Raw genomic sequence first — 22,644 nt, 5'->3', positions numbered from 1 at the left:
TCGTTCGCTGCCTTGATTTGTGTCCAGGAAGGCGAATATTTGTCTAAATATTTAGGGAAAAACTGACGGAACACCTCTTGAACCGTCGTCATCCCATTGGACCTCCTTGTCTATCTAACGGGCTTTGTACACCCATTAGACTTTTGGAGGTAATGTGTAAATAGGTAAGTGTAGTTTGAAGTCGTTTATGTCCGAGCATCTGTTGAATAAATACAGGTTCTACACCATCTTCTAAAGCATGTGTTGCGAAACAATGTCTTAAAGTATGAGCAGATATTTTCGAATCCAGTCCCACACTATCTCTAAGTTTAATGATTGTATTTTTAATGGTCTTGACATGGATATGATTTTGTTTGGATTGTCCAGGAAACAGCCAATCAGAAGAGCAATATTCACCTGGTGTAAAATAGAGTCTAAAATAATCTCGAAGTATTTCTAATGCGAACTTCGATAGAATAGTGTAACGATTAGTATTATGTTTGGCATTCTCAATACGGACTCGCATTGATTTACTACAGATATCACTAATTTTAAGACGTGCCACTTCACTAACACGTAGTCCACTCCCGTACATTAATACTAATATAGCTTTATGCTTCAAATTTTTAGTAGTATCTAAAAGGGAGAAGACCTCATCCCTAGAGGGAACCATAGGAAACGTTTGAATTCGCTTCATTCTTGGTACTTTACGACTGTTCCAATCCTTTTCCAAAATGTAGGTATAGAAAAATTTAATCGATGAAATATAGTTATTAATCGTACTAGCTGCAAGACCATTTTCTTTCTTAAGATGTAGAATGTATTGTTGAATATCATGTTCATTCATCTCAGATATGGGCCGATTACATTTATTCATATAGCCTAAGAAGGCTAGTATTCTGCGACGATATGATTCTTGTGAGGAATCGGGAGTACCTTTGAGTTCAAAGAAAAGCTCTATCTTTCTTTCATAATGATCCATTGTATCTCCTCCTGAATAGTAAATCTAAATACTAGAAAAGATTTAAATTCAGGAGGAGCACGAATTGAATTGTTAATATGTATGTGTCTTTGAAAAGCACTTCGTGATATAATGTTCATACGAAAAAGTATCTCTTTCTATTGTTTTCTTTGGCGATTAAACAATATCACGAAAAAGATACTTTTTCATTTTTTTTGCCCTTTTTTGATAGAAGGATGTTTTTAAAGCTATCGCTAGCGATTTCGTTCTTCTTTTGCTTCCATTTTTCACACCTATTAAAACATTTCCCCCACGCTTGTCGTTATCCATTCCTTCAATAAGTAAAATCCAGCTCGAACTAAATTAATGATGAAATTTAAAGAACCTGGAAAGAACCGAAATAGGACAAATCCAATAATTATTAATGTTATTAAACATCCACAACCTGGGTTAATTTTATAGATGATTGCCAAAATGATAAGTACAATAATTGAAATTAATATGAGTTGCAGGACTTTCCCCTCCCAATTGTATATTCTTTTAATGAAATAGGAAGCGCAGGGACGGTTCTTCCGCTTCCTTAACATCCGAATAACCTTATGTACAGATTCTTACTTAGTTCCGTCTATTAACCAAACATCTTAAACTTGAAGGAAGCAAGGGAACCGTCACTCTGCTTCCTTTTTGGCAATATACCTGCAAGATGGGAATTTATTACAACCTATAAACGGACCATATTTACCACTTCTGTGTACAAGTTGTCCACCACAACGAGGACATGTGTCATATTTGCCATCTGTTACTCTCTTCTTTATTTGTTGAATATGTTCTCGCTTTTCTTGTTGAGTAGGTTTTTTCAAACTTCTAATTTGATAGAGATACTTATTCATAGTAAAGTTTGATAAGCATTTTGTTTGATGTCTCATAATTTCTCCAGCTATTCGCGGAGTATAAATAACCGCTACATTCTCCGTTTGAACGTCAACTTTTTTTAAGGTAGAGCGTGTACTAAAGGAAATAATTGAATAAAAGATATCATTCTCTTCTACCCCTAAAAAGCTTTGTAATGCCTTAATATGGCCATAATTTTGTTTAATAGGGTTGTAGAACTTTTCCTTTCGTTTATAAATCACCTGTGTCCAATATTGATTACGTTCCGATCCATAAATCCATCCTTTATAATTCTTTGTTTCAATAATAAAAATTCCATACCTTGATATAACAATATGGTCTATTTGAGTTATTCCATGACTAGTTGGTAAATAAACATCGTGGAAAACTTCATACTCATCTCCATTCAATTTCTTCAGAAAAAATGCCACAGACTTTTCCCCAATTAAACCCTTAACTGAAGGGAGACTACAAACAATTGCAATGACAAGCACAATAAAGAAAATAATTAATAACAAATGAATCTCCCCCAAAAGGAAGCGCAGGGACGGTTCTTCCGCTTCCTATCTATTTCGTATACCTTATGTACCATCTTCCTACTTAATATTGTCTAGCAACTAAATAGCAGGGCCAATGAAGGAAGCAAGGGAACCGTCCCCCTGCTTCCTTATTTCAATGAGATAGAGTTGTAGTATTGTGATGTCAAGCTTTTGTCGATGAATAGCTCGTAATTTCCTAGTTGGTAATAAAGATATGGCTTTCCATCGATTTCACTATCACCTTCACTAGTTGGTTCCCCTAGTGATTGAACAATTTCATCGCGGGTTAAACGGATTGGTAGGTAATATGAGTTTATTGGTGAATCTGGTAGTTCCTCGTAATCATATTCTACTCCATAACCACAGCCACATTGTTCATACATTAGGAAGTAACCACCTTCATTAGGAACACGCCAATCAGGTTGCCCGATGTGTGCATCTATTTCCGGCCCATTTGGAACATATAATTGTACATTTATACCTTCTATCTTCCCGGTTTTAGCAAGTTGGCGAAATGTTGAATCTTTCACTTTTTCATTGTTTTGGTCAATAATATGGTCTGAAAAAGACTGCATTTCATGGCTTGATACATCGTTTGCTAGTATATTCTCCTCAGCACTCTCTACAACACTATCCTCCGACTTAGCATCAGAAGCTTCATTCGTTTCATCAATAACAAGCTCATCACTTCTCAAACTACTAGCGACGATTTCCCCGTTGACTACTGTATATTCATCAATCATCCCTAAATCATGTCGCAACTCCATTTCGCTGACATAAGATACTTCTAAATCATAATTAATCTCTTTCTGCTGCCTGGTTTCATCAAATAAATCTGTTTCATTATTTGAAACTTGTATGTAAGCAAACCCATCTCCATTAGGCATCTGATAGTAATGCCTGTTTAAAAATTCCGTTTTTGTATAACGAATAGTTTCATTTTTCCGTTCAATTTCATCTTCTTTTTCTTTAATATAGGAACTTCCCGTTGGCAGAAACTTTTTTCCAAGCTCCACAATCTTTTCTTTATCACCACTTACATAAAGTTGGAATGATTGAATTTTATCGCTATGTTGACGGTCTTCAAATGTAATATAAACGGTTTCTTCACCATTTAATAAGTCAAAGTCCTTTTGACCATCCGATGTAAAAACTGGCTCTCCTAATAACGTATGTGCAACTTGTATTTCATCTCCGAGATGTGGATACTCTTGCTTCAGCAATAAAGAAAGCTCATCCTGCCCAATGAACTCCTTCCCCTTCTCAACAGGCGTCGACAAGTTCAAATAAATAACATCTAATTTCCATAGCACAAAAAGAGTAACGACCGTTGTAAGTAAAGCTGTAACAATAATGGTAAACGTCTTTTTCATATCTAATTAGCAACCCCTGATACAATATTAATAGTTCTATAGTCTTAGTTTATCATACAAGATGGAAGCATGGGGACGGTTCTTGCGCTTCCAAAAATGGATAATATGCGAAACGTCAATCTGTAACTTCAGCACATTTTAATGTATAGACCACACCATCAGGTCTTCAAAAACGAACATTTCTAAAGAAAAGCATTATAAGCATATTACTTCAAAAATATCTCCTGCTTCCTTTGATAAAGCACAAATTACTTTCCCCACCTTTTCTTTATTACCCACAATCCTCAAAAAGAAGCAGAGGAACCGTCCCCCCGCTTCCCCCTACTTCGTCAGTAAAGCACAAAAAAAAGCGAGGAAATAATCAATTCCCCGCTTTTCTCAATTACCCACAAATCCTTCAAAGGAAGCAGAAGAACCGTCCCCCTGCTTCCTAATGAAACAATCCTGATTCGTGGGATTTTTTCATGATGTGTTTGACTGATTTGTTTAGTAGTTTTTTGATGAATGTGCCGATTAACAGGAATATTAGTCCGAATCCTGTTAGGAAGAGTAGGTCAATGATGACTTTCTCTTGGACGATGCCTCCGACTGCTTCGCGCATGATATCGACTGCATATGTGAATGGTAGCAGCGGATTTATCATTTGGAAGAAGCTTGGTAATAATGCGACTGGATATGTTCCTCCTGAGCCTGCAATTTGCAGAACTAAAAACACAATCGCTACAGCTTTTCCTACATTTCCTAATACAGAAACAAGAGTATAAACAATCGTCATAAAGATAAAGCTTGTAAACAATCCGAATATTACAAACAGGAAAGGTTCCTCAATATTGACCTTTAAGATGAAAATATCCCCTAATGTCACGACTAATGATTGTGCCAAGCTAATACTTAAAAACGTGAGCAATTTCCCAAAATATATTTGTCTTGGAGAAAAATGCTCGTCGTGCACTTCAGTTGACAATAGTGATACAAGTAATAACGCCCCTACCCATAATGACAAAACTGTATAAAACGGCGTCATACCCGTTCCGTAATTTTCAATTGGAAAGACACTGTTTTTATTTAATAACACAGGCTCAGTAAAAAAGCTCTTTTCCGCTTCTGGGTCATTTTTTAACAGGTCAATAATACTATCTAAATCTGCTTCTTTTTGAATCTCACGGATCCGGTCAGCCAGCTCATTCACTTTTACGTTAACGTAAGGATACTCATTTAAAATATACTCTAGTGCCTCTTGACCTTCACTTAACGTCCCATCCGTGTTTTTTAATAAACTTGTCACTTCCGGAATCGTTGCTTGTGCCTCGACTAGTAATTTACGTGCGTCAGTCAAAGTCTTCTTCGCAGACCGAACTTCCTCTAACACTGTTGGTTTAATTGTTTCGTTGTACTCCTTAGAAAAAGCATCAATTTTATCGATTGTTTGCTTTGATTTCTCATCTAATGTCGTTAGGATATTCTCCATCTCGGCTTGTTTTTTAGAAAGTTCACTTTTGATTTGCTTACTTTCTGTTTGGATTCCTTGCAGTGTCGTCTTTAAATCATTTAATTGCGTAATCGCCTGATTAAGCGTCTCTGAAGATGGCAAGTTTGCTTGTACATTTTCTGGAAGTTGATTTTCCCCTCCAGTATTTTCTTCAGGCTTCATTTGTTGCAACTGTTGAAATTGCTTTAAAACCGTCTCTACGGCTTCAATATTATCAATAGATGATTGTACGCGTTCATCTAATTGTTTCGTTATTTCCTCAGGGTTTAACGCTATATCTCTATTTTGCAGTTCTGTAATATATTGATTCACATCTTCTGCCATTTGTTGTGCTTTTTTCAAATCCGCTTCAACTTTTGGAGATATTTCATTCAGCCTTTTTTCGCCATCTTGTAACATCTTCAATGATTTATCAATTGTAGATAGGCCGTTCCCGACAACCTCATTTGCTTTCGGAAGCATATTCTCAGCTTTTTTGATCAAAGCTTGACCGTCCTCGGTTTCAGCGTAGCCATCTGAAATAATACGGTGAATATCTGGTAGGCTTTCTTCCAGCTTAAAGACATATTCTTCAAATTTTTCAATATCGGGCTGGTTTTTTTCCAAGTTAACTCCAAGCTCGTTAAACATATCAAAAATTGTTCCGTTTACTTCCGATACAAAGTTGCTTGTAATTTGCTCTACAATTGTCGATGCACCTTTATCGGTTATTTTCGGTGAGATGGCATTGACCTTTTCATTAACAAAATACTCAATTTCAGCTTTTTTAGGTTTATCTTCTAATACCGTAATTAGTTTTTCAGAAAAATTTTCAGGGATAACGATGACTGCGTAATAGTCCCCAACATTCAATTTATCGAGTGCCTTTTCTCGTTTTGAAAAATGCCATTCGAGGCTATCATTCTTCTTCAAACTCTCGACAACCTCGTCACCGATTTGCAGGTCACGGTCTCTAAACGATGCACCTTTGTCTTCATTTACAATCCCAATCGGTAGTTGGTCCGTCTGACTATACGGGTCCCAGGAAGCCAAAATATTCAACCACGCGTAAAGAGAAGGTAGCAAAATCAATCCGCCAATCAAGATAGCCGCAACCCAGTTCTTTGATATATTTCTCCAATCCCTTGTGAAAATGGATAAACTTTTTTTCATATATTGCACCTCACCTAACATAGTTAAACACTAACTTAATCAATAAGTTTAAATTTCCCAATCGTACATTATTATATTAAAACAGTTTTCGAGTGAAATGAAAAGAGGGAAGCGCGGGGACGGTTCTCCTGCTTCCTGTTTGAAGGAAGCGGAAGAACCGTCCCTCTGCTTCCTATGCTTTGAAGATTAAGTTTGGTGAGATGCCGAGGATTCTGGCGGATTGGCGTTGGGAGATGCCTTGAAGTTGTTTAATTTGTTGAAGGAATTCGTTTCGTTGGTTTTTCGGAAGGGTTTTAAATTGTGCTATTTCAATTGGACTTAAAATAGTTTTGATAAATTCCCTTGCTTCTTCGTCTGTTAATCTTAGTCTAATGTGGTCTTCGAGGCATTCATCATCATTTTCCTTTTCATTGAACTCCTTAAAGAGCTGCATTGCAACAACGTTATCATGAGAAAACAAATTAAATAGTTTCTGTTTATCTAGTAATTTTGCAGGATAGACACGCCTGCCATAATAGCCAAGGCAGCTGCTCCATCTCCAATCAACAGGTTTTTCCGTTATACCCGCTTTTACGGGATTTTGATGGATATAGCGAACGACAGTGAGAAAATACCTGCTCGTATCAACATTTTCGCTTCTGAACCGATCTTGAAAAAGATGACCTACCGTCTTGTACTTTTCATGATAATAATAGACAAAACAAACACCAATTCGCTTCATCGTATTTGAGATGCTTTCATTTCCTTCTTCTATTAGTAGATGGACATGGTTGTTCATTAAACACCATGCATACAATTTATAGTCAAGCTTCTCCTTATACATTTTCAACAAGTCTAAAAATCTATAACAATCCTCATCATCATGAAATATTTCCTGCCGATTCACCCCTCTTAGCATTACATGATAAATTCCAGACACACTCTTCGTTCTCGCCCGACGTGGCACAACATGTAACCTCCTTTTGATGCAGGGGGACGGTTCTCCTGCTTCCTGTTCAAAGGAAGCGGAGGAACCGTCCCTTTGCTTTCCACCTTTGCTTTCCCTTTGCTTTCTTGAACAAAACAATAGTATATAAATACAAACATATAGTCAAAGTACGATATTTCAATTTTGTTATTAAATCATAGAGTAATTATTTATTCATTAATATAAAATCCTACACTTCCGCCCAATGAAAAACTATTCTCAATACTGCGCTTTCTCAAAAAAAGTATGTACAACCTCCCTATTGCAAAACTTGCAATAATGAAAGAGTACATACTTTTCCTAGGTTCGTTCTTTAATGAAAACCAGTTAGTTCTATTACACTTCACATTTATAACTGATTGAAACTATATATTGTATTCCCTATACAGGAGAACAAATCCTCAACCTCAACTTCCCTCTATGTGACAACACAAAAAGAAGCAAAAGAACCGTCCCCCCGCTTCCTTTTTAATCTCTACTATAAAGGTCTCTTGTGTATACTTTTTCTTTGACGCTGTGGAGGTCTTCTGTTAGTCGGTTTGCTACGATTACGTCTGAGATACTTGTAAATTCTTCAAAGTTGTTTATGACTCTTGAGTTAAAGAATGTTTTCTCTTTAAGTGCTGGTTCGTAAACAACGACTTCGATTCCTTTAGCTTTGATGCGTTTCATGACACCTTGGATCGCTGATTGTCTGAAATTATCTGAGTCCGTTTTCATTGTAAGACGATAAATGCCGACAACTTTTGGGTTTCTCTTCAAAATCATGTCCGCGATATGATCCTTCCTTGTCCGGTTCGCATCAACGATTGCTCCCATTATGTTATTTGGAACATCTTGATAATTGGCCAACAATTGTTTCGTATCTTTTGGTAAGCAGTATCCACCGTATCCAAATGATGGATTATTATAATGAGTGCCAATGCGTGGATCAAGTCCTACTCCATCAATAATTTGCTTTGAATTAAGACCTCTTATCTCAGCATAGGAATCTAACTCATTAAAAAAAGCAACTCTCATTGCTAAATAAGTATTTGCAAACAATTTAATCGCTTCTGCTTCTGTTGAATTTGTGAATAATACATCGATATCTTCCTTTAATGCACCTTCAACTAACAAATTCGCAAAAACTTTCGCTCGTTCTGATTGTTCCCCAACTATAATTCTTGAAGGATACAAGTTATCATATAAAGCCTTACCTTCACGTAAAAATTCTGGTGAGAAAATAATATTTTGCGTGTCAAACTTTTTACGCACAGCTTCTGTAAAACCAACCGGAACAGTTGATTTGATAACCATCACTGCATCAGGGTTTATTGATAGTACCGTTGCAATTACTGCTTCAACAGATCTCGTATTAAAATAATTCATTTCTGGATCATAGTTGGTAGGTGTAGAAATAATCACATATTCTGCATCTTTATAAGCCAAATAATTATCCGTTGTTGCTATTAAGTTTAAATCTTTTGTCGCAAGATATTCTTCTATCTCTTTATCGATGATAGGAGACTTTTTCTCATTAATCATATTAACCTTCTCTTGAATAATATCTAACGCAATTACTTCATTATGTTGAGCTAAAAGGATTGCATTCGATAAACCTACATACCCTGTTCCCGCAATTGTAATTTTCATTTGAACATACCCTCTTCTATGTTTAATAACAAAATAATCTATTTATAGTAATAAAAATTTTCAATTCCTTAATTACACCTACATACACCACTATACCAAATTATAGATATTCACTACAACATTTGAACAAATTGATTATGCTAATGAGTGTTTTCAAAAATAAACTGAAATTTAGGAAATATCACTCAGTTTAGTGGAGTAAATTAGAAGAATCATATAAAATAGTGAAGGGAGAATGTAACTTCTAAAACATGTCGCAACGAAAAGAGGGATTTTTTTGATTAAAGCTAGTGAAAATAATGAATATTACGAGCTTACTAGCCCGACTAGTATGCCTAAAGCTTCGGGGTTTTTATGGAATGACAACATGATGATTCAAGTGAACTGCCGTGGTTATGCAGTTGCACAGTTTATGCAGCCTGAGCCGGCTAAATATTCACATGCACCAAATTTGGAAGCGAAAACATTCATGCAGCCGGAACAGCCATATTACGCTCATCATCCAGGACGTTTCATTTATATGAAGGATGAAGAAAATGGCGAGATTTTCTCAGCACCATACGAGCCTGTCCGCGTTTTACCTGAAAAGTATACGTTCGCTGTCGGAAAGCACAACATTAAATGGTACATCGAACAAGATGGTATTCAAGTTGAGATGACAATAACATTGCCTAAAGATGGGGTAATGGAGCTTTGGCGTGTAAAGGTGAAAAATATTTCTAACCGTAAGCGTACATTTAGTATGTATCCTGCCTTTACAGTTGGGTATATGTCGTGGATGAACCAATCTGGAGAATACAATGAAAAGTTACAAGCAATTGTTTGTTCATCGATTACACCTTATCAAAAATATCAAGATTATGATAAAATCAAAAATTTTCGAGATAAAACCTATTTGTTAGCAGAGGAAACGCCGTTTTCTTGGGAAGTGAACCAAGAGGCATTTGAAGGTGAAGGCGGTATCCACTCACCATCGGCACTCCAACAAGAGGCACTCGGAAAAGGTGACTCACGTTATGAAATGCCAATTTGTGCGTTGCAATATAAGCTAGATTTGAATGAAGAGGAAGAAAAGGAATACCGCTTCATCTTTGGACCAGCACATAATGAAAATGAAATAGAAACGATTAAACAGCAATTTTTTATGGATAAAAACGAAACCGGTTTCGATGGTTTTACAGAAGCCGAGCAAGAATATGAAAAATATGTTGCAGCTGGAAGAGGATGTTTAGAAATTCACACACCAGATGCTGGACTAGACAATATGGTAAATCATTGGCTTCCACGTCAAATGTATTATCACGGTATAACAAATCGTCTATCAACAGATCCACAAACGCGAAACTATCTCCAAGATAATATGGGGATGAGCTACATTAAACCACAAGTTGCAAGAGACGCATTTTTACACGCATTAAGTCAGCAAAAACGAAACGGATCCATGCCTGATGGAATTATTCTTCACAAGGATGCTGAGTTGAAATACATTAACCAAGTTCCACATACCGACCACTGTGTCTGGTTGCCAATTTGTTTAAGTGCTTATTTAGACGAAACAAATGACTACAGTATTTTAGATGAAGTTGTTCCTTTTGATGGCGGAACAGAAACAGCAACAGTATATCAACATATTAATCTTGCAATGGATTGGCTCATTCACGATCGCGACGAAAGAGGATTAAATTATATCAATCAAGGTGACTGGTGTGATCCAATGAATATGGTCGGCTACAAAGGGAAAGGGGTTTCTGGATGGCTAACGACAGCTTCAGCCTATGCCTTTATGATTTGGGCTGACATTTGTGAAAAAAATGGTGAGCTAAAAAACAGTCAGAAGTACAAAGAAGAAGCCGACAAAGCAAATGACGTCATCAATACATACTTATGGGATGGCGAATGGTATGCACGAGGAATCACTGATGATAACGTCGTATTCGGAATTAGCAAGGATAAGGAAGGACGAATTTTCCTTAATTCTCAAGGCTGGGCGCTATTAAGCGGTGCGGCTGACGAATCTCAAAAGGCAAAACTACTAAAAGCAGTTGAAGAGCAGTTGGAATCTCCATACGGTGTCGAAATGCTCGCTCCTGCTTATACAAAAATGCGTGAAGACGTTGGTCGTGTTACACAAAAGCATCCAGGTTCTGCGGAAAACGGCGCCGTTTATAATCATGCTGCAGTATTTTACATCTATGCTCTATACACAGCTGGAGAAAAAGAAAATGCTTATCGCCTGCTACGCAAAATGATTCCTGGACCAGGTTTGGACGATGTACTGCAACGCGGCCAATTACCAGTGTTTATTCCAAACTATTACCGTGGCGCATACCGACAGATTCCTAGAACAGCAGGTCGTTCTAGTCACTTATTTAATACAGGGACCGTTTCATGGGTGTACCGCTGCTTAGTTGATGGGTTATTCGGAGTACGTGGTGATAAAGATGGATTAAGAATTGAGCCTCAATTGCCTGATAGTTGGAATGAAGCATCAGTTAAGCGTGAATTTCGAGGTTCACAGGTAGAAATTGAGCTGAAGCGGGAAGCTGGAGTGACTGAAACTGAGGTTTATTGTGACGGAGTGCTTCTTCATGATGGTATTTTACGAGATATCGAGAAAGATGCTCTATATAAAATAGAAGTGAAATTACCTTTCAACAATTAACATTGATGAGCGAGCCCCAAATTTAAGTTTGGGGCTCTTACCGCTTGGTGAAAATTGTCGAATGACAGATTTTCTTCAAAAGTTGAGAGATTTTTTGCTGAAGTTGAGAGATTTTCTTCGAAAGTTGACAAATTATCCTGAAAAGTTGAGAGATTCTCCACTCCGTATCCGAAATTCAGTACCTATTTTCGAGTTTAGAACAAAAAATATAGCCAGAATGCTAAGCATACTGACTAATTTGCTCATTATCAATAAAAATCGCACCACTTTTATATAGGAAATCGCCCATGTCTGAACTCCCCCTCAGTACTCCCGCCTCTTAACATGCGTCTCCAAATCCGCCAACCGCACAGGGATTGGTAAGCGACTCTCTTTATTAACAAGACTCATGACAATATCAGTCGTTGTCTCTAAATCAATCCAATTCCCACACGAGATAAAAATTGGTTTTACATTTTTCGTCGTACGCAGTGCCCGACCGTATATTTTATTGTTTATTACGATATCTGTATATGCTCCCTCACGATTTTCTGGCATCGTAAAGTCGATATCATCAATTTTCAAATAGCTTTTGGCAACGCCGATTGTTGGTTTATTTAAATAGAAGGAAGCGTGTGTAGCGATTCCCATGTTGCGGTAATGTAAATAGCCGTTTCCATCAAAAAGAAAGAGGTCAGGCTGTAACGTCAGCTTTTTGGCAGCTGCTTTGATTAATGGTAACTCACGGAATGCGAGATAGCCTGAAATATAAGGGACTGTGATTTCGCCGTAGCTGTGTACTTTTTCAACAACTTCATGTGTAGAGAAATCGATAACGACGATGCAGCATGTACCATATGTTTTTCCCTCAACATCCCAATAGGCTAGGTCTACGCCTGCGACAAGTTGTATTTTGTCAATTTGAAAGGTGTTTTTGAGTTGGACCTTTGGTAGGAGGGCGCGTTGTTCGGTTGTGAATTCTTCTATTAATTTGGCTTCCTTCATCATTATTCACGCTACTTTCTTAATGCAGTAAAAGCATCAATCGTCGTCACCACAATTGATGCTTAGCTTTTATAATTCTATATTCCATTGAACCTTGTTAATTGGGCTATGCTTTGCGGCTACAAGTTTTGATATATCTTTTGTGTATTGAGTGTAGTATCTTTTTATTCCATCTTCATTTTGTGTATGAAATTGACTACCCGCATAATATGCAGAAATATATTCGAGCCATCCTGAGTAGGATTTTTGCGCGAGTCTTGCAGCCTTTAGTTTGTAATTCCATGCTTCTTCTTTTGTTATTAATCCGACTTTTGCTCCGTATGTACAATGCACAATGTAAAGAGTGTAATCAAATGCAGCGATTGTACTTTCTGGTAAGCGATAAAAGTAATCATGCACGACCTTTAGTTTCCTTTGTTTATCACTGTCATCTTCAAAGGATTCAACATAGTGAAGACGCTCCTCTTTCGGTATCGCTAGCAGTTCATTTCTGAGCTCTTTGAACTCCCGTTGTTGGCCATGGGTTAGCATCTTATGAATCTCTTTTTTAAAGCTGGTTGTATCAAGTATTCCCCTTTTTTTCAGTGAATTTCTTATGCTGCTTTTCCATGGTAGAATTTGTTGATTCACTATTTCGTAATAACTCCCATTGTTTGCAGCTGTTAATCCATTAAAGAAAAGACTAGTTTGCTTCCTTCGTTCACGTTCATTCTTTGTCATTTTCTCTGCTCCCTTCTAGTAACGGACTCCTCTTGCTACCCTTACAATTTTCCTACCAAACCAATACATCAGGATGTACCATATCAATAAATGGGTCCACATTTTCATCGCAAAGTCTGGATAGACCTCAAACATCCCAGTTACATAGAACAGTGGAATAAACAAAGGCGTTAGAAAAGGGTCAGGAAAATAAATGGTAAACCCGTTAAAAAAGATGAGAAATAGAAAGATTAAGTGGAGTGACCGCAGTGTAAATCCGACAAGAAACTCAAAAGCAAGACCAACTACACTTGACTTTCCTAACTCTCCTTTTATTTCTCTTATAAGTGGACGCTTATATTTCTTTTGCTTTTTCTGCTCATACATCATTTTATTAACGGTCGCCAAGTGAATAATTGCATCGATATGACTTGGTTCAGCATGTTTGGCACTTTTAAATGCCTCACGCGCTTTTTCTAAGTCTCCTAATTCAAGCAGATTTTTTCCTAAGAGTACATTTGGCTTAGGAGCATCTGGATGCTTTTTTAGCAATCGTTCACAATGCTTAATCGACTCTTCGTATCGTTTACATTTATAGAGCGCTTCAGCGAATGCTAGTCTTGAGGTATCATCGGTATGGTCAATTTGCAGTAATTGGTTAAACGTGTCAATTGCTTCTTCATACCGACTGGTAAAAAATTGACTTAGTGCTAAAATACGATATAAATCAGGATCGTATTGATAAATACGCAATGCCTCTTGTATATTCCTGTCTGCTTCCGAGTAATGTAGCATCTCAAATGCAACAAAGGCCGCCTCTCTATGACCTAAAAAGCGATCATAATCAATATCCCCTGCATTTTTTAAAAATTTATAAGATTCATAGTGAGCCGCTAATTTCCTTTTATAATAAGTTAAAAAGGCAAGCTCCTTCTCGTCCAAGTATCCTTCCTCTGACTCGAGTTCCTCTATCCAATGGAACGTATCCTCGAGAAGAGTTAAGACATTTTTTGGCAAAAAGTGATGCTCCAATATATAGTTGTATAGCGCAACATTGATTTTTCCCTTAATTTGAAAATTCCATATTTCATCTGAATTAAGTAAGTCTTGCCATGTTTCAATTTGTATCCGCGACGGAAAATGCGTATAGACTGCCTTCACTTTTTCAATAAAGTTCTCTACGATACTGTCTTGGTTATGAACAGTGTCTTCTTCAGAATACTGATGTTCATTATGCTCGGACTGCTGCTTATGTTCCACTGAGGGCGCACCATGGATTTTAGCTATATGCAAGATTGCCTCGATTTGGTGTGGATTTATTTCTAAAACCTTTTTAAACATTTCTTCAGCTTCAGTCACCAAACCTTTTTCATAGAGAATTTTTCCTACTAACAAGTTAACGTCAATATGACTAGAATCAACCTTTAATAAGGATTCACAAATTTTATACGATTCGTCCAGGTGATGACATGTAAAATATGCAGCTGCGACATCAAGTTGAGCATTAAAAGAATGATTGTGAATTTTCATGTGCTGAGAAAAGGCAAATTCCGCTTCTTCATGCTGATTTGTTCTTAGCAATGTCTCCCCATAGATTTTGTATAAATCAGGGTCACGTGCGTAAAGGAGCAATGCCCGCGTAATCACCTTCTCAGCTTCTAAATAATCTGCCGATTCGAACGCTTCATATGCTGCTTCTTTCTTCGCCAAAAATCCATCATAATCTAGCCCGTCCGCATCTAGTAAAAAGTGATAAGAATAATCTGGACCTTCAAGCCGTTGTTTGTAGTTGTGGAAGAAATGTTTTAACCGTTCATTTAAAATCGCCTCATTCCCCGCTAGCTCTTCATACCAGTGAAAGGTCTCTTCTAACAGAACCCATATTTTTTTTGGCAAAAAATGATGTGTACAGAGAAATAATAGCAGCTTTCGTTTGATGGCTTTGTACATTTTCTCTTGTCTCAGTATCTCTAAATCTAGTAGCACAGACCAGTTATCACCTTCAATCCTAGAAGGGAAATGGTGATATAGCTCCTCTACTTTATTCATAAAATCATTCACCAATTGCTTTTGGTTCTCGACTAGTTCTTCCTCTTGGTTTTCAATTGTCAGCACAGAGGAAGTAGATTGTGTATTGGCTTCTGCATTCATCTTGTAAGCTTTAGATGGCGCTCGATTTGAATTTTTCTTTTGTTGCTTCATTATGTAGTCATAAGCCTCACGAAGCCGTTGATATCCTTCCGGGTCATCTTCAGGATGGTGTTGTTTTAATTTCTTTGCATATGCCTTTTTAATTTGCGACGTGTCATCGGTTGGTTCAATATCTAAAATTCCCCATGGATTCATTAATAATCCACCCAGCTTTCTATCGCATTTAACTCACTCTTTAAGGTATGAGCTGCTTTCTTAATTTCCAGCTCATTTTGATTAGCCATCACTGCTTCAAACCTTGCTAACAGCATGGCGATCTGCTCCCGTTTATCTCCTAGTGCCTCTTCATATAAGCGTTCACCCTTCGCTAGCAGTAAACGATTTTCTGTACGGTCACGCGGATGTATTTTAATCGATTTTAATTGCTCCAGACGGCTTTCGATTTCCTTCTCTGAAAGCTCTCCAGGCGTTTTCTCAATAATCATCCGCTTCTTTTCACCTGTACTAACTGTGGTCACTTCCACTTCAAGCAGTCCATTCAAATCATATGTATAACGAACATCAATTTGTTGCTCCCCTGCTGGCCCCGGTGGAACCTTAACCTCGAACTCACCTAGCTTAAGATTGTTTTCAACTCGTCTGCTTTCCCCTTGAAAAACATTGATTCGAACAACCTTCTGCCCATCATGTAATGTAACTAATCTTTCAACCTTACTAACGGGTATTGGTGAATTCCGTTCAATAATTGGGAAAAAGTGACCCGATTCAAACTTGTCCTTGCCAATCGGCTTCGACACTTCCGTACCTAGCGTGTAGGGACAAACATCTGTCAAAATCATCTCTTTTAACGCTTCATTTCTTTCCTTCAGCGCAACCTGGACCGCAGCCCCGAGACCAACTGCTTCATCTGGATTTATCGTTGAATGTGGGAGACGACCAAACATTTTACTAACAATCGTCTTTATAATTGGCATTTTTGTCGCTCCGCCAATTAAAATAACTGCATCAATATCATCGACTGACAGCGAAGCATCACGCAAAGCACGTTCAATCGGATTTCGCAATTTAATGATTAAATCTCTTGAAATCCGTTCGAATTGTGCCTTATCAATCGACCGTTCGTAATGTTCACCTTTATATTGAAAGCTCATTCTCCCCGCTTTCCCTTTACCGATTTCCCGTTTGCAAATTTCGGCCTGCTTTAATAATGCTGAACGTTCATTGACATTGAGTGACCCAGCATCAATCATCTGTGATTCAAGAAAATGGTCGTATAAAATCGATGTAAAATCTTCACCACCTAGGAAGTTATCCCCGGCAATTGATTTCACTTCCATGATTCCTTCAAACAATTCAAGAATTGAGACATCAAATGTCCCACCACCTAAGTCAAACACTAAAAATCTCGTATCAGATTCTTCTAAATGCAACCCATAAGCAATCGCTGCTGCTGTTGGTTCACTAATTAACCGCTCAACCTTCAAACCTGCCATCTCTGCCGCTCGCTTCGTAGCCTTACGCTGTGTATCATTAAAATAAGCCGGCACACTAATAACCGCTTCTGACACTTCTTCCCCAAGATATTCCTCCGCATCCCGTTTCAAAGATTGCAGAATAAAGGAAGAAAGCTCTTCAGCAGTGAATTGATAGCTGCCTAACGAATACGTTCTTTCTGACCCCATATATCTCTTAAACGTAGCAGCCGTTTCATCCGGATGTGTAATTAGACGCTCCTTCGCAATTTGTCCAACTAAAATCTCGCCATTATCATCAACACTCACAATTGATGGTGTTAAATGCTCCCCCAGTACATTGGGAATAATTTTCGGCCCATCCTCAGACCAATATGCTACTAAACTATTAGAAGTACCCAAATCTATACCAACCGTTGTCATACCGATTCCCTCTCTTCAAGACAAAAATTACACATAAATATATGGAATTAATATGTAATTATGACACCATATGTATTTATATTGTTATACAGACATTATCTAGTCAAGGATGCCCGTTTATTTCAGGATAAAAGTAATAGGTGTGGTGGTGGAGATGGGAGTATTTTCATAGATAGGGGGAATGCTTTGCTTCGAGATATAGGTGGTAAGGGATACTTTTGGTGTGGCGTTTCTCAATAGAATTGTCGGAGGATATGCTTTTGGAATGGGTTCTTCACTAAGTTTGTGAGGGTATGCTTTCGGAGGGGGCTACTTACTAAGTGGGCGAGGCTTGGCCTTCGGGAGGTGCTACTCACTAAGGTGGAGGTGCAAGACTTTTGGAAGGTGCCACTCACATAGTGAGCGGGCTTGGTCTTCGGGAGGTGCTACTCACTAAGGTGGAGGTGCAAGACTTTTGGAAGGTGCTGATCACATAGTGAGCAGGCTTGGCCTTCGGGAGGTGCTACTTACTAAAATGTTGAAGTTTAAGCTTTAGGAGTGGTACTAGTTACTGGGGTTGGAGCAACATGAATGATGTGACTACTTTTTTAGATTGTTGCTATTACAATAGTGGGCGTAACTTTTGAAAATCGACTATTTTATGATAGGGGTGACAGTTTCTTCGGATATACCCTTTTGAACGGGGTGGCGGGAGGATTTCTTAGAATGAAACACTATTGCAAAGGGGGAACTTCGACGAATTTTGTCGAATGACAGATTTTCTGCAAAAGTTGACAAATTTTTATGCGAAGTTGACAGATTTTCTACAAAAGTTGAGAGATAAATCTGTAAAGTTGAGAGATTCTACAATTCTCGTGTGGGACAAGAAGGTATTTTCATGCAAAACAGGTGGAGAATCGCTGTAAAGTTAGAAAAAAAGAACCTATACCGGGAATTTGGTAAAGGTTCTCCTTAGAAATTCGAGTTACAAACTAAAATTTTTGAATCACTAGCATCTTTTACAAGCGAAAACTGTTTTCGAGCTGGACATTCGCTTTTTCAACTGTGGCTTTTGGGTGTGGACCGTACTTATTTTCACCAGGTTGGCTATCCAAGCAATGAAATACTAGCAAGGTAATTGGTCCGATTAGTGGTACAGGTGCAATTAATACCCACCAGCCTGATTTGCCTATATCATGAAGTCTGCGCACTTGAATCGCCAAAGTTGGTAAAAAGAAGGCTAGTATATAAATAGTTGTCATTATAGGGTCGTTCCCTTTCAAGTAAAAAGGCAAATCAATAAAAAATGCCCCCATGAGAAAGAGGAAATAAAAAAGAATATACATCCAATATTCTTCCAGGCTCGCCCTCCCCATAAAATTAGTGTAATTTTTTAACCCCTTTATGTACCACTTCATAATTTCTACCTCCAATTTGGGATTATTTTGTAAATCCAAACAATTGCAGATAGATTATACCATTATTTATATGAGCAGAAGTTCCTGTTACACAAAGTGGTAATTTAGTCCTTTTCTTGGTAATTTATCCTATTTATAACAGAGGAACTCTAGGTATTTTTATTATTTATTTCCGCACAGCATCCTCTTTTTCAAGTATTCTCTTCGTTATTTTATACGCAATAAAGAAAACGAAGGAAGTCATTAGCACTTGAATCGTTATCATGATAAGCTTCGTTTTTACATCTTCAAAGGCTAGAAAACTAACCGCTATTTGACTGACCATAAATATACTGAAAAAAACTAATGTTATGACTCGCCCATGTTTGTTCCAAAATTGTGACATATTGCTTTCCTCCTTCAAGGTTTCAAATTTCCGCTATTTTTTCATTCTCGTGTTAATGTATAAATCAGTAGTATGTCAATAGTACTTATACAATAACCAATCTCTTTTGAACTGTGGATTTATGCTATATAATCTTAGTCTCGAATATTTATTAGCATAATAAAACTATTGTAAATTGCGACAAATACAAAAATCCGACTTAACTATTTACCATTAATCGAATTGATTTTAATCATTTTAAACAATTTATAGCTACCCATTTCCTTTATGGAAGAAGGATGATTTTACACTTTTAACATTACCATCGACCTCTACCATTACATGTAAACCACATGTGATTTAATCATCTCTCTAAACTCATACTGTGTTTCCTTTTTAGATAGCTACATCTTGATAGCCTACGTCTTCTACTTTTTCATTTATAAGACGAATTCCTAAGCCATTTTCCTCATCCCATGAACAATCAAATGAGACACCTATATCACGTCCATCACGAAGAAAATCATATGGAACAGATATACCTACTAATGTGATATGTTCTATTAATTGATTAACAGTTTCAATTAATGGATAATTTTCATTATATGCAACATCATAACCAAGTTCATGCCTTTTCTGTTTATAATAATTTAGAATCGGTTCTAATATGTTATACTGAATTTTATCCCATTTTTCCATTAATGAATTATATGCCACATATTGGCCTTCCTCAAACTGACCATCATCTTCTCCACCAATTAATAATGCTATCTTGGTGTCCTTTCCTAAAAACTTTATGGTTCTGTATCCAACCCATGTATACTGGTAATCCAGTTCTCCAAAAACTTTATCATTGATTGTCATTTTATTATCTCCTTATTATTTATTTGCAAACCCTCCAGGTCCAAAAGCTCCTGCGTTTATTTCACCAACTCCACCAAGGTGTCCAAATTGGGCATTTATTCTGTTGGCACAAGTTGCATAGTAACTCCATCATTTAACTCATGCCATGTTAATTTATAACTCGGTATTTTTCTATATCTTTTGCAGTAATTCCACCAGATTCCATTCCAAATTTGCTTGCCAATTCTGGTGAATTATTAAGTTGAACCGCTAACTTTTCATTTGCTTGCTTAAAATTATAATCTCTAGCAGCATTTCCTTTAGTTCCTTTTCCACCTAGCATATAATCAATTTCCAACTGCGCTTTTGCTACTGGTGAAAAATCAGGAACTCCATTTCTATACTCGATTCCTTCAATACCAGCTTCATTTAAAATTTTCTGTAATGTAGGATCTGGTGGTGGTTTTAAAGTACATAGAGACTCACCTCTAGCACCTTCAAAAACAACCTTTATATTCGTTTCAGCAGGTGTTTGCTTAAATCTTGATTCATAGGTACTGGCAAATTCCTTTTGTTTGAATGCTGGCGGTATATCATCCGTACCATCACCATCAACCCTATCACCTTTCCCCCCACCACTCAACTTACTAAACATCATTTTCAAAGGATCAACTATATTCTCCTGAATAACCTTATTATCCAAAACATTCCACGGCACATTAGGTTTATTAGGTACATTTACATACACTGCATTATTGTCTATGTTACCATTTCTTTTCATTATATCTATAAAGACGTCTATACCACCAACCACATTTTCAGCAACATATACCAATCCATTTCTAACACTGTTAATCCCTTTATCCAACTGTTTGACCACATGAAGTGCACCGTTCGCTGTCTTCGTTACTACTTCTACACCACGCTGCTTGATTCCTTCAAACGCTTTGTTGTCTCGTACGAGGTCGTTTACTTTTGGCTTAAGCGCTTCGGTTACGGAGTTTGTCTTTGGTCATCGCCGTTATCGACTGCTTTTAGCCATTTTGCCTTGCCGACTACTCCGACATATGGGATTAGCGATGGTGCTGCGTTACCGGCGATGTAGGCGATTCCTTCTTCTTCAACGGTATCTGAGATGCCTTGGCCGATTGATTCAAAGATGCCGATTGGGTCTTCGATGGCGTCGCTGATCATTTTTTGTATTTTCTTGGTACAAAAATCATCATGAGTTATGATTTCATACAGTTTTTTAAGTTGTCCAATGCATACTTTTCATAAAAAAAACACTTGTTGCCAAAAAAACAATCAAGTGCTCTTTATAGTTATCTATTGTTAGACTCTAATATAACTTACTCGGAAGATAGGTTATAATCTATATCAACTTTACTAAGACCCTCTAATACTTTTTCTATCCTATTAGTTAAATTTGCTATTTCCTCTTTTGTCAGTTCATTTGAAGCATCTATATCTTTAAACTTGCTTAATCTCTTTGTTATACCTTCAATACGCTATCGAATTCATCTGCTAGTCTTGCTATAGCATATCTATATCCCCTATCTTCTACTAACAACTCTTCATATGTCTCCTGAATTGCTTCAAATTATTCACTATACTCCCAATCTTTCATAATTATTTTCCTCCAAAAAATTTAGTTTAAGGGATAATTCTATTACCATTGTTGTGTATGACTTCTAATTCAATATTTTTATATGTAGATGCAAATTCTGCTATAACTTTATTACAACTGTCGCAAGTATCCAATTCTGTAAATAACTTAATTCTACCACTAGCTTGTGTATTATCCCCAAGCCTAGAAGCTATATCATTTAGTATTTTATACTCAGTATCTGTATTCCTTAAATAATTAAATCCATTTTTACCAACTGCTTCTGTAGCCTTAATCATTGGATTTTCAGGTTGTAAAGAAATATCAGGCACCTTATGCTCAAGACTTCCCTTAAGTTCATTTATGCTACTTTGAGCATAAAATTCGGATTCCGATTTGCTTATCCCACTGACATCCACTTCGGCAACAGCAAAATTACCAGATTTTTTATATTTACTCGATAAATTTCCTTACGTGCTCATACCATGGTATCTGGGATAGTGAATTATTATATTCCATCCATTTCCCTAGAAAATTATAGAGACGGTTATGGTGCATTCATTTAGCTGCTCCATAACCGTCTCTATTTAATCAATTATTATCCATCTTAATATCTTCAAACCAATACTTTGAAATAGAACTAGCAGTTTTACTAGGATCGTCTGTATGCACAAGTTCATATTTATAATCTGCCTTAAGTTTATTTTCTATTACATCGTATATAATCTTAATCTCTGTCGGCATTTCGCGATCATATTTTTTACATAGTTCAATCATTTCTTTAATATTTTCATTTATTATTTTCACAACTGCTTTTTGGCGACTTACTGAAACATCATAAGAAAAACCTGTATCATTCTCTAATGCATCGTTTAGTTTATGTCTCTCTACAATCCTTCCACCAATATTATAAAAAAAGTCATTCGAGATAAGACCTTCTTCAATAGAACAATATATATATATTTTATCAGCTTGGTCAGAAGCGTATTCTAAACATATAGAAACCATATCCGCCTGTAATTCACTGAAGTAATCTTCAAATTGTTTACCCAACCTA

General features: G+C 37.0%; 16 protein-coding genes and 3 pseudogenes. 1 reads left to right on the top strand and 18 read right to left on the bottom strand.

Annotated elements, in window-relative coordinates:
* Positions 1 to 88 precede the first annotated feature (88 nt).
* From J2S19_RS21100 to J2S19_RS21075, 6 genes are all read right to left on the bottom strand, one after another.
* Positions 89 to 961: a tyrosine-type recombinase/integrase gene (locus J2S19_RS21100; protein ID WP_307346089.1), complete on the bottom strand. Its 873-nt coding sequence runs from the start codon at positions 959 to 961 to the stop codon at positions 89 to 91.
* Between the two features lie 647 nt (positions 962 to 1,608).
* A complete protein-coding gene (locus tag J2S19_RS21095; RefSeq protein ID WP_307346087.1) occupies positions 1,609 to 2,349 on the bottom strand; it encodes an NERD domain-containing protein in 741 nt (246 codons plus the stop codon).
* Positions 2,350 to 2,498: 149 nt separating this feature from the next.
* Complete coding sequence (locus tag J2S19_RS21090; protein ID WP_307346084.1) at positions 2,499 to 3,743, bottom strand: hypothetical protein; 1,245 nt, start codon at positions 3,741 to 3,743, stop codon at positions 2,499 to 2,501.
* Positions 3,744 to 4,173: 430 nt separating this feature from the next.
* Positions 4,174 to 6,384 (bottom strand): YhgE/Pip family protein, encoded by a 2,211-nt coding sequence (locus tag J2S19_RS21085; RefSeq protein WP_307346082.1) that lies wholly within the window; start codon positions 6,382 to 6,384, stop codon positions 4,174 to 4,176.
* A 172-nt stretch (positions 6,385 to 6,556) separates the two neighbouring features.
* Positions 6,557 to 7,330: an REP-associated tyrosine transposase gene (locus tag J2S19_RS21080; protein ID WP_307346080.1), complete on the bottom strand. Its 774-nt coding sequence runs from the start codon at positions 7,328 to 7,330 to the stop codon at positions 6,557 to 6,559.
* Between the two features lie 489 nt (positions 7,331 to 7,819).
* The gene (locus J2S19_RS21075) at positions 7,820 to 8,986 is read right to left on the bottom strand and encodes a nucleotide sugar dehydrogenase (RefSeq protein WP_307346077.1); all 1,167 of its coding nucleotides are present in this window, start codon (positions 8,984 to 8,986) and stop codon (positions 7,820 to 7,822) included.
* A gap of 277 nt (positions 8,987 to 9,263) precedes the next feature.
* Here J2S19_RS21075 and J2S19_RS21070 point away from each other — a divergent pair, with 277 nt between their 5' ends.
* Entirely contained in the window at positions 9,264 to 11,648 is a 2,385-nt protein-coding gene (locus J2S19_RS21070; RefSeq protein WP_307346075.1) for a GH36-type glycosyl hydrolase domain-containing protein, read from the top strand.
* Between the two features lie 303 nt (positions 11,649 to 11,951).
* Here the strand turns inward: J2S19_RS21070 and J2S19_RS21065 are convergent, their stop codons facing one another.
* From J2S19_RS21065 to J2S19_RS21010, 12 genes and pseudogenes are all read right to left on the bottom strand, one after another.
* Positions 11,952 to 12,635, bottom strand: coding sequence for an endonuclease V (locus J2S19_RS21065; protein ID WP_370875188.1), 684 nt, complete (start codon positions 12,633 to 12,635; stop codon positions 11,952 to 11,954).
* 66 nt (positions 12,636 to 12,701) lie between these two features.
* Positions 12,702 to 13,352, bottom strand: a complete 651-nt coding sequence (locus tag J2S19_RS21060; protein WP_307346072.1) for a DUF1266 domain-containing protein — start codon at positions 13,350 to 13,352, stop codon at positions 12,702 to 12,704.
* Between the two features lie 15 nt (positions 13,353 to 13,367).
* Complete coding sequence (locus J2S19_RS21055; protein WP_307346070.1) at positions 13,368 to 15,677, bottom strand: J domain-containing protein; 2,310 nt, start codon at positions 15,675 to 15,677, stop codon at positions 13,368 to 13,370.
* Complete coding sequence (locus J2S19_RS21050) at positions 15,677 to 17,377, bottom strand: molecular chaperone HscC (protein WP_307346067.1); 1,701 nt, start codon at positions 17,375 to 17,377, stop codon at positions 15,677 to 15,679. Before J2S19_RS21050 ends, J2S19_RS21055 begins: the two co-directional genes overlap by 1 nt.
* Before the next feature lie 998 nt (positions 17,378 to 18,375).
* Positions 18,376 to 18,774, bottom strand: coding sequence for a DUF805 domain-containing protein (locus J2S19_RS21045; RefSeq protein ID WP_307346064.1), 399 nt, complete (start codon positions 18,772 to 18,774; stop codon positions 18,376 to 18,378).
* A gap of 166 nt (positions 18,775 to 18,940) precedes the next feature.
* Positions 18,941 to 19,159: a hypothetical protein gene (locus tag J2S19_RS21040; protein WP_307346061.1), complete on the bottom strand. Its 219-nt coding sequence runs from the start codon at positions 19,157 to 19,159 to the stop codon at positions 18,941 to 18,943.
* Between the two features lie 375 nt (positions 19,160 to 19,534).
* On the bottom strand, positions 19,535 to 20,002 hold the full coding sequence (locus tag J2S19_RS21035) for a DUF6985 domain-containing protein (protein ID WP_307346058.1): 468 nt from the start codon (positions 20,000 to 20,002) through the stop codon (positions 19,535 to 19,537).
* 15 nt (positions 20,003 to 20,017) lie between these two features.
* Positions 20,018 to 20,639 (bottom strand): annotated as a pseudogene (locus J2S19_RS21030) (HNH endonuclease).
* Positions 20,640 to 20,974: 335 nt separating this feature from the next.
* Positions 20,975 to 21,175 (bottom strand): hypothetical protein, encoded by a 201-nt coding sequence (locus tag J2S19_RS21025; RefSeq protein ID WP_307346056.1) that lies wholly within the window; start codon positions 21,173 to 21,175, stop codon positions 20,975 to 20,977.
* A gap of 155 nt (positions 21,176 to 21,330) precedes the next feature.
* Positions 21,331 to 21,572 (bottom strand): annotated as a pseudogene (locus J2S19_RS21020) (Imm3 family immunity protein).
* A gap of 62 nt (positions 21,573 to 21,634) precedes the next feature.
* Positions 21,635 to 22,057: pseudogene (locus J2S19_RS21015) on the bottom strand (deaminase domain-containing protein); the annotation flags it as partial.
* 121 nt (positions 22,058 to 22,178) lie between these two features.
* Entirely contained in the window at positions 22,179 to 22,595 is a 417-nt protein-coding gene (locus tag J2S19_RS21010) for an immunity protein YezG family protein (protein ID WP_307346096.1), read from the bottom strand.
* Positions 22,596 to 22,644 lie beyond the last annotated feature (49 nt).

Origin of the sequence: Metabacillus malikii (assembly GCF_030813355.1) — a bacterium.
GTDB classification, from domain to species: domain Bacteria; phylum Bacillota; class Bacilli; order Bacillales; family Bacillaceae; genus Metabacillus; species Metabacillus malikii.
Note: the sequence above shows the minus strand (reverse complement) of the source record. Positions and strands in the feature narration are given on the sequence as shown.

Excerpts from the sequence above, each read along its gene's own strand:
- J2S19_RS21065 (WP_370875188.1), bottom strand. The coding sequence starts at position 12,635 with ATGATGAAGGAAGCCAAATTAATAGAAGAATTCACAACCGAACAACGC.
- J2S19_RS21045 (WP_307346064.1), bottom strand. The coding sequence starts at position 18,774 with ATGAAGTGGTACATAAAGGGGTTAAAAAATTACACTAATTTTATGGGG.
- J2S19_RS21055 (WP_307346070.1), bottom strand. The coding sequence starts at position 15,677 with ATGAATCCATGGGGAATTTTAGATATTGAACCAACCGATGACACGTCG.
- J2S19_RS21100 (WP_307346089.1), bottom strand. The coding sequence starts at position 961 with ATGGATCATTATGAAAGAAAGATAGAGCTTTTCTTTGAACTCAAAGGT.
- J2S19_RS21085 (WP_307346082.1), bottom strand. The coding sequence starts at position 6,384 with ATGAAAAAAAGTTTATCCATTTTCACAAGGGATTGGAGAAATATATCA.
- J2S19_RS21025 (WP_307346056.1), bottom strand. The coding sequence starts at position 21,175 with ATGATCAGCGACGCCATCGAAGACCCAATCGGCATCTTTGAATCAATC.
- J2S19_RS21010 (WP_307346096.1), bottom strand. The coding sequence starts at position 22,595 with ATGGTTTCTATATGTTTAGAATACGCTTCTGACCAAGCTGATAAAATA.
- J2S19_RS21050 (WP_307346067.1), bottom strand. The coding sequence starts at position 17,377 with ATGACAACGGTTGGTATAGATTTGGGTACTTCTAATAGTTTAGTAGCA.
- J2S19_RS21090 (WP_307346084.1), bottom strand. The coding sequence starts at position 3,743 with ATGAAAAAGACGTTTACCATTATTGTTACAGCTTTACTTACAACGGTC.
- J2S19_RS21075 (WP_307346077.1), bottom strand. The coding sequence starts at position 8,986 with ATGAAAATTACAATTGCGGGAACAGGGTATGTAGGTTTATCGAATGCA.
- J2S19_RS21040 (WP_307346061.1), bottom strand. The coding sequence starts at position 19,159 with ATGTCACAATTTTGGAACAAACATGGGCGAGTCATAACATTAGTTTTT.
- J2S19_RS21035 (WP_307346058.1), bottom strand. The coding sequence starts at position 20,002 with ATGACAATCAATGATAAAGTTTTTGGAGAACTGGATTACCAGTATACA.
- J2S19_RS21060 (WP_307346072.1), bottom strand. The coding sequence starts at position 13,352 with ATGACAAAGAATGAACGTGAACGAAGGAAGCAAACTAGTCTTTTCTTT.